Source organism: Stenotrophomonas sp. Steno-Z4, assembly GCF_056393145.1.
The window spans coordinates 26,182-35,508 of sequence record NZ_JBWJPC010000011.1; the positions used below are offsets into that span (position 1 = coordinate 26,182).

The 9,327-nt window shown below is 68.0% G+C and carries 9 protein-coding genes; all 9 read left to right on the forward strand.

What is annotated here, in order from left to right; genetic code table 11:
* Positions 1-48 precede the first annotated feature (48 nt).
* Complete coding sequence (locus AC06E7_RS18670) at positions 49-633, forward strand: hypothetical protein (RefSeq protein WP_184124819.1); 585 nt, start codon at positions 49-51, stop codon at positions 631-633.
* Between the two features lie 11 nt (positions 634-644).
* Positions 645-1,199 (forward strand): cob(I)yrinic acid a,c-diamide adenosyltransferase, encoded by a 555-nt coding sequence (locus AC06E7_RS18675; protein WP_068849340.1) that lies wholly within the window; start codon positions 645-647, stop codon positions 1,197-1,199.
* Between the two features lie 28 nt (positions 1,200-1,227).
* Positions 1,228-2,139, forward strand: coding sequence for a histone deacetylase family protein (locus tag AC06E7_RS18680; RefSeq protein WP_093532931.1), 912 nt, complete (start codon positions 1,228-1,230; stop codon positions 2,137-2,139).
* A 96-nt stretch (positions 2,140-2,235) separates the two neighbouring features.
* The gene (gene lptD / locus AC06E7_RS18685) at positions 2,236-4,701 is read left to right on the forward strand and encodes an LPS-assembly protein LptD (protein ID WP_478065588.1); all 2,466 of its coding nucleotides are present in this window, start codon (positions 2,236-2,238) and stop codon (positions 4,699-4,701) included.
* Positions 4,698-6,050, forward strand: a complete 1,353-nt coding sequence (locus AC06E7_RS18690) for a peptidylprolyl isomerase (protein WP_093532933.1) — start codon at positions 4,698-4,700, stop codon at positions 6,048-6,050. The genes lptD and AC06E7_RS18690 overlap by 4 nt, the downstream gene beginning before the upstream one ends.
* Positions 6,051-6,060: 10 nt before the next feature.
* On the forward strand, positions 6,061-7,041 hold the full coding sequence (gene pdxA, locus AC06E7_RS18695) for a 4-hydroxythreonine-4-phosphate dehydrogenase PdxA (protein WP_478065589.1): 981 nt from the start codon (positions 6,061-6,063) through the stop codon (positions 7,039-7,041).
* The gene (gene rsmA / locus AC06E7_RS18700; protein ID WP_478065590.1) at positions 7,038-7,853 is read left to right on the forward strand and encodes a 16S rRNA (adenine(1518)-N(6)/adenine(1519)-N(6))-dimethyltransferase RsmA; all 816 of its coding nucleotides are present in this window, start codon (positions 7,038-7,040) and stop codon (positions 7,851-7,853) included. The genes pdxA and rsmA overlap by 4 nt, the downstream gene beginning before the upstream one ends.
* 21 nt (positions 7,854-7,874) lie before the next feature.
* Positions 7,875-8,258, forward strand: a complete 384-nt coding sequence (gene apaG, locus AC06E7_RS18705; protein WP_068849328.1) for a Co2+/Mg2+ efflux protein ApaG — start codon at positions 7,875-7,877, stop codon at positions 8,256-8,258.
* A 13-nt stretch (positions 8,259-8,271) separates the two neighbouring features.
* Positions 8,272-9,267, forward strand: a complete 996-nt coding sequence (locus AC06E7_RS18710) for a symmetrical bis(5'-nucleosyl)-tetraphosphatase (RefSeq protein WP_473169147.1) — start codon at positions 8,272-8,274, stop codon at positions 9,265-9,267.
* The last annotated feature ends 60 nt before the right edge of the window (positions 9,268-9,327 follow it).

Sequence of the window (9,327 nt, forward strand, 5' to 3'; positions counted from 1 at the left end):
GTGGCGGCAGGCGCTAGAATGAACGCTGGACTCCCGACGCCTGCCCACATGACCCCTACCGCCCAACGCGCCTTCATCCTGTTCGTGCTCGTGCTGCTGATGGCGGCGACCCGGGTCAATCACTTCGCGGCGATCCCCGACGCGTCGTGGGCGGTGTTCTTCATTGCAGGCTTCCACCTGCGCAGCTGGACGCGCTGGGCCTTCCCGCTGCTGATGGTGCTGGCGATCGTGATCGATGTGCTGGTGATCCGCGCCAGCGGCATCGGCTACTGGCAGCACTACTGCGTCTCGCCGGGGACCGCGCTGCTGGTGCCGGCCTATTTCGCGATGTGGGCCGGTGGCGCGCTGCTGCGCCAGGGCTACCACGGCGCGGACTGGACCGCGCTGGCCAAGGGCTCTGTGCTGCTGCTGGCGGCGGTGGCGGTGTGCCACCTGTTCGCGCAGAGCGGCTTCTACTGGACCAGCGACGTGGTCGCCGCCCCCACGCTGCAGGGCTGGGCACGCAACTATGCGGACTGGTTCCTGCCCTACCTGCGCACCGCCGCGATCTACGTCGGCCTGGCCGCCGCGCTGCAGCTGGCCACCGAACAGGTGGTCAAGCTGCTGCACGCCCGCCGCGACGCGCTGCACTGAGTCCGGCACGCATGGGCAACCGGCTGTCGCGCATCTACACCCGCACTGGCGATGACGGCAGCACCGGCCTGGGCGACGGCAGCCGGGTGGCCAAGGATGCGGCACGGGTCAACGCCTTCGGCAGCGTGGACGAGGCCAATTCGGCGCTCGGCGTGCTGCTCGCGGTGGCGCTGCCCGATGACGTGCGCGCCCTGCTCACCACCGTGCAGCACCAGCTGTTCGACTTGGGCGGCGAGCTGTGCATTCCCGGCCATGCGGCAATCCAGGCGGGCGATGTGGCGGCGCTGGAGCGCCACCTGGACCACTACAACGCCGACCTGCCCGCGTTGAAGGAATTCATCCTGCCCGGTGGCGGCGAAGCCGCCGCACGCTGCCACCTGGCCCGCACCATCGTGCGCCGCGCCGAGCGCGAAACCGTCACCCTGGCCCGCCAGGAGCCGGTGCGCGCCGAAGCGCTGCATTACCTCAACCGGCTGTCGGACCTGCTGTTCGTGCTGGCCCGCGTGCTCGCCCGCGCCGACGGCCACGGCGAGGTCCTCTGGCAGCATACCCGCCGCCACGGCTGAGCCGCCCCCGCCCCGGAACCCCGTCCGCATGCTGGTTTTCACCCATCCCGCCTGTCTGCAACACGATCCCGGGCGCGGCCACCCCGAATGCCCCGAACGCCTGCAGGTGGTGCTCGATGCCCTGCGTGCCACCTACCCCGACCAGCTGGACTGGCGGCAGGCGCCGCCGGCCAAGTTCGGCGAACTGGCGCGCGTGCACGACAGCGCGCTGATCGACCTGGTGCTGGCACCACAGACCGAACCGCTGCGCCTGATCGACATGGACACGATGACCTCGCCCGGTTCGGCCAGCGCCGCCCTGCATGCCGCCGGCGCCGGCGTGGCTGCGGTGGATGCCGTGATGCTGGGCGGGGATCCGGTGGCGTTCTGCGCGGTGCGCCCGCCCGGCCACCACGCCACCGCGACCACGGCGATGGGGTTCTGCCTCTTCAACAACATCGCCATCGCGGCCGCGTACGCGCGCGACCGCTATGGGCTGGAGCGGATCGCGGTGGTCGATTTCGACGTCCACCACGGCAACGGCACCCAGGACATCTTCGTGGCCGACCCGCGCGTGGCCTACTACAGCACCCACCAGGCCGGGCTGTTCCCCAACTCGGGCCTGCGCCGCGACCGTGGCGCGGGCAACCTGCTCAACATCCTGCTGCCACCGGGCAGCGGCAGCTTCCGCTTCCGCAACACCTGGGCCGACGAGATGCTGCCGGCCATCGACGATTTCCGCCCGCAGCTGCTGCTGGTCTCGGCCGGTTTCGATGCCCACCTGCGCGACCCGCAGGCCGACCTGATGCTGGAAACCGAGGATTTCGCCTGGATCACCGCCGAGCTCCGCCGGCTGGCCCGTCGCCATGGCGGCGGCCGCATGGTCTCCATGCTGGAGGGCGGATACGACCTGCAGGCGCTTGCCGAATGCTCCGTCGCGCACGTAGGCGCGCTGCTGTGAGATGAACCTGAACCCTTGGCTGCAGCAAGCCTTCATTGCCCCTATGCAAGGGATGGGGCAAGCTACGATCCGTTTTCGTCCGAATCCGAATCCCGCGTGCGCCGAGCCCTCCGCCTGCTGCCCCTCCCCCTGAGCATCGCCATCTGCCTGCCGGCCATGGCCGACGACAAACCGGTGAACTGGGGCCTGTGCCCGGTGACCGATGTCCTGCCCGCCTTCCAGGACGCCCCTGTGGCGGACAAGGCCGCGGCCGAAACCCGCGACCAGCAACCCACCGATATCGAAGGCGACGCGCTTAGCGGTACCAGCACCGTGCCGCAATACCAGGGCAACGTGGCGCTGAAGCGTGGCGACCAGTTCCTGGGCACCGACCACCTGAGCTTCGACACCGAAAGTGGCAACTACATCGCCGAAGGCAATGTGCGCTACCAGGATTCGTCGATCCGGATGACGGCCAAGCGCGCCGAAGGCAACCAGGAATCGGACACCCACAAGATCAGCGACATCCAGTACCAGCTGGTGGACCGGCGCGGCCATGGCGGCGCAGACTCGATCGACCTGCAGGGTTCGGTGGGCCAGATGCACCGCTCGACCTATACCACCTGCGACCCCTCGCAGCCGGTGTGGAAACTGTCGGCGCCGCAGATCGACGTGGACAATGACGAAGGCTTCGGCACCGCCCGCAACGCGGTGCTGCGCATCGGCAACGTGCCGGTGCTGTGGGCGCCGTACTTCAAGTTCCCGATCGACGACCGCCGCCAGACCGGCCTGCTCTACCCGCAGCTGGGCATGTCCGGCCGCAACGGCTTCGATTATGCCCAGCCGATCTACTTCAACCTGGCGCCGAACTACGACGACACCCTGACCCCGCGCTACATGAGCAAGCGCGGCCTGATGCTCGACAACGAGTTCCGCTATCTGTACGACGGCGGCCGTGGCGAACTGCAGACCGCCTACCTGCCCAATGACAAGCTGCGCGACCGCGACCGCGACCGCGGCCAGGTCGAATACCAGGGTTACCACAACATCGACCCGCACTGGCAGGCCCGCGCCAACATCGCCTGGGTCAGTGACGAGCGGTACACCGAGGACTTCTCCAGCAAGCTGCTGGGGGTGACCACCTCGAGCCTGCAGAGCCAGGTCGGCATCTACGGTACCGGTGAGAACTGGACGGCCGGGCTGATGGCCGACTACTGGCAGAACACCGATTACACGCTGACCGACGCGTCGCTGCCCTACTCCCGCCAGCCGCGCCTGTTCGCCACCTGGGACAAGCCGCTGCTGCCGTGGCTGGAAGTGGGGGTGTACGCCGAGGCGGTGCACTTCACCCATGACGACGTCGACCAGAAGGTCGTGGATGCTGACGGCGAATACATCCGCAATGGCGTGGTCACCCCGTACTTCAACGGTTCGCGGCTGGATGTAAAGCCTTACGTCACCTTCCCGTTCGCCGGCGCGTCCTGGTATGTCACCCCGACCCTGGCGTACCGCTACACCGGGTATGAACTGGACCGTGGACTGGCCGACCAGACCCGGTTGCAGGCATTGACCGACGCAAATGTCGATCTGGGCACGCTCACCCCCGACCAGCTGCGTGGCAACACCTCGCCGCACCGCGGCGTGCCGATCGCCAGTCTCGACGCAGGCATGTTCTTCGACCGCGAGACCACCATCGGCGGCACCTCTTACCTGCACACGCTGGAGCCGCGCCTGTTCTACCTGCGCACGCCCTACCGCGACCAGAGCGATCTGCCGATCTTCGATACGCGCGACTTCACCTTCAGCTGGGGCCAGCTGTTCCGCGATTCGCGCTACACCGGTGCGGACCGCCAGAACGACGCCAACCAGCTGACCATGGCGCTGAGTACCCGCTTCATCAACCAGGAAACCGGCCGCGAGCGCTTCTCCGCCAGCATCGGCCAGATCCTGTATTTCGACGATTCGCGGGTGACCCTGCCGGGCACCACCTCGCAGGTGGAACAGGGCAAGTCGGCCTGGATCGCCGATACCAATTACGCCATCAACGACCGTTGGAACCTGGGCGCCACCTACCAGTGGGATCCCAAGTACAAGCGCGAGGACCTGGCCAGCGTGCGCGCGCGCTACCTGATGTCCAACGACGGCATCGTCAACCTGACCTACCGCCACCGTCTCAACACGGCCGCCCCGGCGACGGCGACCAAGGAAGAACGCACCCTGCTGGAGCAGGTGGACCTGTCCTTCCTGTACCCGATCAACCAGACCTGGAGCCTGGTGGGGCGCTATTACTACTCCATCGAAGACAAGGCGCCGCTGGAAATCATCGGCGGCGTGCAGTGGGACAGCTGCTGCCTGGCGGTCCGCGCACTGGCCCGCCGTTACGTGCGCAACCGCGAAGGTGAGCTGAACAATTCCTTCCAGATCGAGTTCGTGCTGAAGGGCCTGAGCTCCATCGGCCAGAATACGGACCGCACTTTGCGCCGTGCTATTCTCGGGTACTACCGAGACGACCTCTATCTCGTGCCGCCCGCCAACACGGGCGCCCCCACGCGCGAAGACTACGATCCCAATCTGATCCCATGACCAAGACCTTCCCCGTCCTACTCGCCTCCCTGATCGCGGTCAGCACCGTTTCCGCGCCGCTGCAGGTGCTGGCCCAGCAGAGCCAGTCGCTGGACCGCATCGCCGCCATCGTCGACGAGGATGTCGTGCTGCAGAGCGAGCTGGACCGCGCCATCGTGAACATCAAGGCCCAGTACGCCGGCCGCGAAGGCCAGCTGCCGCCGGATGATGTGCTCAGCCGCCAGGTGCTCGAGCGCCTGGTGCTGGTCAAGCTGCAGGTCACGCGCGCCGAAGGCAGTGGCATCAAGGTCAGCGACCAGGAGCTCAACCAGGCCCTGAACGCGATTGCCCAGCAGAACGGTTCCAACCTGGACGCCCTGCGCCAGCGCCTGGCCGCCGATGGCGTGGATTTCAACGACTTCCGCAGCTCGGTCCGCGATGAAATCACCGTGCAGCGCCTGCGCCAGAGTTTCGCCCAGAGCCGCATCAGCGTCAGCGAGGGTGAAGTGGATGCCGCGCTGAAGCAGGAAGCCACGGCAGGCACCCAGTACCACCTGGCCCACATCCTGATCGCCCTCCCCGAAGGCGCGACGGCCGAGCAGATCGCCACCGGCCAGCAGAAGGTCGACGGCGTGAAGGGCCTGCTGGACAAGGGCGAGCTGGACTTCAACGCGGCCGCCGTCCGGTACTCGGACAGCCCCAACGCGCTGGAAGGCGGCGACCTGGGCTGGCGTTCCCTGGATGAGATTCCGGGCGCGTTCGCGAAGATGATGAGCGGCATGAAGGCCGGCGACGTTGTCGGTCCGCTGCGCGGCCCGAGCGGTTTCCAGCTGCTCAAGCTGGTGGAAGTGCGCGACGCCAGTGCCGCCACCACCGGCCAGACCATCACCGAATACCACGGCCGGCACATCCTGATCCGGGTCAACGACCAGCAGGATAACGCCACCGCCAAGGCCAAGATCGACTCGATCCGTGCACGCATCGCCGGCGGCGCCGACTTCGAGGCCGAAGCCAAGGCCTCGTCCGAGGACACCAACAGCAAGGGCCAGGGCGGCGATCTGGGCTGGTTCCCGGCTGACGCGTTCGGCCCGGACTTCGGCAAGCAGGTCACCGGCCTGAGCGACGGTGGCGTCAGCCAGCCGTTCCGCACCGACGCTGGCTGGCACATCGTGCAGCGCGTGGCGACCCGCCAGACCGATTCGGGCACCGACAACAAGCGCGCCCAGATCCGCGAGACGATCGGCCGCCGCAAGCTGGAAGAAGAGTACAACCGCTACCTGCAGGAACTGCGCGGCGAAGCCTACGTGGACCTGCGCACCCCGGCAGCGGCCCCGGCCACTGCTCCGGCCCCGGCCGCGACCAAGCCCTGAGGCACTGGCAATGATCCCGCAGCTCGCTCTGGTACCGGGCGAGCCCGCCGGGATCGGTCCTGAACTCTGTCTTCGCCTGATCCAGCAGCCGCGCACCGATTGCCGGCTGCTGGCCTTCGCCGACCCGGATACCTTGCGGGCGGCCGCAGCGGCGCTGTCGCTGCCATTGAACCTGCTTCCTGAAGATGCCATCGCCCGCCAGCCGGGCGATCTGCCGTTGCGCGAGGTCCGCAATGCGGCCCCCTCACGCTTCGGCCAGGCCGACCCGGCCAACGCCGGCGCGGTGATCGGCGCCCTGCTGCAGGCCGGCCAGGCCTGCCTGGACGGCCAGCTGCACGGGGTGGTCACCGGCCCGGTGCACAAGGCGGTCATCAACCAGGGCGGGATCGCCTACAGCGGCACCACCGAACTGCTGGCCGACCAGGCCGGGGTGGAGGTGGTGATGATGCTGGCCAACGACATCGTCCGGGTGGCGCTGGCCACCACCCACCTGCCGCTGCGCGCGGTGGCCGATGCGATCACGGCGGACGGCCTGGCGCGCACGCTGCGGATCGTGCACGGTGCGCTGCGTGGGGCATTCGGCATTGCCGCGCCGCGGATCGCCGTGCTCGGGCTGAACCCGCATGCGGGCGAAGACGGGCACCTGGGCCGTGAAGAACTGGACCTGGTGATTCCGCTGCTCGCGCGGCTGCGCGCTGAAGGGATGGACCTGATCGGCCCGCTGCCGGCCGATACCGCCTTCCTGCCGCAGAAGCTGGCCGGGTTCGACACGGTGCTGGCGATGTACCACGACCAGGGCCTGCCGGTGCTCAAATACAGCGGTTTCGAGCAGGCAGTGAACATCACCCTGGGCCTGCCCTACCCGCGCGTGGCGGTTGACCACGGCACCGCGCTGGACCTGGCCGGGCGCGGCACCGCCGACCCGTCCAGCCTGCTCGCCGCCACGCAGTGGTGTGCCCGGCTGGCGCGCCAACGTACACTGGTGCCATGACTTCCCCGCATTCCCCCTCGGCCGCCGGGTTTACCGCGCCGGCCAAAAAGCAGCTGGGCCAGCACTTCCTGGCCGATCGCACTTACATCGACAAGATCGTCCTGGCGGTCAACCCGAAAGACGACGACCGCCTGGTCGAGATCGGCCCGGGCCAGGGCGCCATCACCCTGCCGTTGCTGCGCCGCCACCCGCGCCTGACCGTGATCGAATTCGATCGCGACCTGATCGCGCCGTTGACCGCCGCCGCTGAGCCGCTGGGCGAACTCACCATCATCCACCGCGACGTGCTGCAGGTGAACTTCACCGAACTGGCCGGCGACGGCCAGATCCGGCTGGTAGGCAACCTGCCCTACAACATCTCCTCACCGATCCTGTTCCACGCGATGGAACATGCGGCGGCGATCCGCGACATGCACTTCATGCTGCAGAAGGAAGTGGTGGACCGCATGGCAGCCGCGCCGGGCAGCAAGGTCTACGGCCGGCTCAGCGTGATGCTGCAGGCGTGGTGCAAGGTGACCTCGCTGTTCGTGGTGCCGCCGGGCGCGTTCCGTCCGCCGCCGAAGGTCGATTCGGCCGTGGTCCGGCTGGTGCCGCGCGATCCCGACACGGTGGGCATCATCGACCACCGTCGCTTCGCGGACGTGGTTCGTGCCGCCTTCGGCCAGCGCCGCAAGACGCTGCGCAACGCACTGAATGGGGTGGTGACGCCCGAGCAGTTCGAAGCGGCCGGGGTGCGCAGCGATGCGCGCGCCGAGCAGCTGGAAGTGGCGCAGTTCATCGCGTTGGCGAACGTGCCGCGCGCGGAAGATTGAAACTCCCTCTAAACTGCCTGCATGAACGACGCTGCACACTATGCGATCTCGGTCGAGGTCGCCCCGCGCTTCCTCGATGACCAGTCCACGCCCGAGGACGGGCGTTTTGCGTTTGCCTACACGATCCGCATCCATAACGCCGGCCGCGTGGCCGCGCGGCTGGTGGCCCGCCACTGGCGGATCACCGACGGCAACGGCCGGGTGGAGCACGTGGACGGCGATGGGGTAATCGGCGAGCAGCCGCGGCTGCGCCCGGGTGAAGACTTCCGTTACACCTCCGGTGTCATGCTGGAAACCGAACACGGCACGATGCAGGGGCATTACGACATGGTGGCCGACGATGGCACCGAGTTCGCCGCCCCGATCGCGCCCTTCGTGTTGACCATTCCGCGCACGCTGCACTGATGGAGGCGCACGCATGAGTGTCTGGGCCATCGGCGACCTGCAGGGCTGTTACGACGTCACCCAGCGTCTGCTGGAGAAGATCCGCTTCGACCCGGCGGTGGACAAACTGTGGTTCTGCGGCGACCTGGTCAACCGGGGCGGCCAGTCGCTGGAAACGCTGCGGCTGGTGCATTCGCTGCGCGATCAGAGCGTGGTGGTGCTGGGCAACCATGATCTGTCGCTGCTGGCCGTCGGTGCGCGCACCGAGGAAGAGCAGCGCAAGGTCAATCCGGACCTGCTGCGGATCGTGCAGGCCGAGGACCGCGACGTACTCCTGGAATGGCTGCGCCTGCAGAAGCTGGTGCACGTGGACCGTGAGCTCGGCTGGATGATGGTGCACGCGGGCCTGGCCCCGAAGTGGACCACGCAGCTGGCCGAGAAGCACGCACGCGAGGTGGAGGTGCAGCTGCACGGCAGCGGCTACCGCAAGCTGTTCCGCAACATGTACGGCGACAAGCCGGGCTGGTCGCCCGGGCTGGCCGGTTACGACCGTTCGCGGGCGATCATCAACCTGCTCACGCGCATGCGCTACTGCACGCCGCGCGGGCGGATCGGGATCGAGGACAAGGGCACGCCGGGCACGCAGGAGCAGGGGCTGTATCCCTGGTTCGAGGTACCGGGCCGGGTCGAGCGCGATCTGAAGATCGTGTGCGGCCACTGGTCGGCGCTGGGCCTGACGATCACCCAGGGCGTGCATGCGATCGATACCGGCGCAGTGTGGGGCGGCAAGCTCACGGCACTGCAGCTGGACACCGAAGAACTGCGCGTGGTGCAGGTGCCGGGCCGCGATGTGCCCAAGCCGGTTGCACCGCCGCGTCCGCAAGCACGGCGTCCGGCCGGCGAAGGTAATCCGGGCAACAACGGCAATGGTCGGCCACCGCGTGGGCAGCGCCAGAATCAACAGCAGCAGCCGCGTCGTGCGCGTGAGCCGGCTGGGAATGCGGGCGACGGTACGCCGACTACCGCGTAACGCCAAGGCCAAAGCCAAAGCCCTGGTCTGCGAACGTATCTGCGCTGGGCCGGCGGTGGC